This window comes from Micromonospora sp. NPDC047707 (assembly GCF_040704235.1).
Classification (GTDB): Bacteria; Actinomycetota; Actinomycetes; order Mycobacteriales; family Micromonosporaceae; genus Micromonospora.
The window spans coordinates 1-1,317 of the sequence record NZ_JBEYSU010000156.1 but is presented as its reverse complement, the minus strand read 5'-3'; the positions used below and the strand labels follow the sequence as shown (position 1 = coordinate 1,317).

The following is a 1,317-nucleotide window of genomic DNA, read 5'->3' as shown; positions in this document are numbered from 1 at the left end:
TGTTCCGCACCGGGTTTGATGGAGACATCGAAACCTGGGAGGAACACCAGCGATGCCCGCACAGAAGAAGTACAACGATGAGCTGCGTGAGCGTGCGACCCGGTTGGCGGTCGAGGCCCGCCGGGACCCGGCCAGCGCGGTCGGAGCGATCCGGCGGATCGCCGGTCAGCTCGGGGTTCATCCGGAGGCGTTGCGCACGTGGGTGAAGAAGGCCGAGACCGACGCCGGACAGCGGCCGGGAACCACCAGCAGCGACGCGGAACGCCTCGCCGCGTTGGAACGGGAAGTGCGTGAGCTGCGGCGGGCCAACCAGATCCTGAAGTCCGCAGCGAGTTTCTTCGCGGCGGAGCTGGACCGTCCGTCGCGATGAAGGTCGACTTCGTCGACTCCCAGAAGGCCGAACACGGTGTCCAGCCGGTCCTGCAGGCGCTCGAAGACACGCCGGCACAGATCGCACCGTCGACCTACTACGCCGCCAAGACCCGCCCCGCCTCGCCCCGGTCGCGGCGCGATGAGGAGCTGACCGCGATGATCGAGCGCATCCACGCGGAGAACTACGGCGTCTACGGCGCTCGCAAGATCTGGCACGACCTGCACCGCCAAGGGGTGCCGGTAGCCCGGTGCACCGTCGAGCGGCTGATGCGCGAGTCCGGGCTGCGCGGGCTGCTGCGCGACAAGTCGCCGCGCACGACCCGGCCCGCAGCCGAGACCGGACGCCCAGGTGACCTGGTCAAACGGGACTTCACCGCGGAACATCCGAACCAGCTGTGGGTCGCCGACCTGACCTACGTGCGCACCAGCGTCGGCTGGGTGTACGCCGCGTTCGTCCTCGACGTGTACTCCCGCATGGTCGTCGGCTGGCAGGTGTCGACGAGTCTCTACACCGACCTGGCTCTCGACGCGCTGAAAATGGCGATCTGGCGCCGCGAGAATCAGGGTGCTGACCTGCGCAAACTGGTCCATCATTCGGACAGGGGAGTCCAGTATCGAGCGATTCGCTACAGCCAGCGGCTCGCCGAGGCCGGTGCCGTCGCCTCGGTCGGGTCCAAGGGCGACTCGTACGACAACGCGATGGCCGAGGCGTTCAACTCCCTGTACAAGGCCGAACTCGTCCGCAACAAGGGCCCGTGGCGCGGGCTCGACGACCTGGAGATGGCCACCGTCGAGTACATCGACTGGTACAACAACCGCCGGCTGCACGGCGAACTCGGCCACGTCCCGCCCGCCGAACACGAGGCACTACACGCGATGACCCACCCGGTCACCGCAGCCCTGAAAACCAGCTAACCAACTCTCCATCAAACCCGGGGCTTGACA

General features: G+C 67.3%; 1 pseudogene. It reads left to right on the top strand.

Features of this window, described 5'->3' with window-relative positions:
- Positions 1-52 precede the first annotated feature (52 nt).
- Positions 53-1,287: pseudogene (locus AB0873_RS32580) on the top strand (IS3 family transposase).
- The last annotated feature ends 30 nt before the right edge of the window (positions 1,288-1,317 follow it).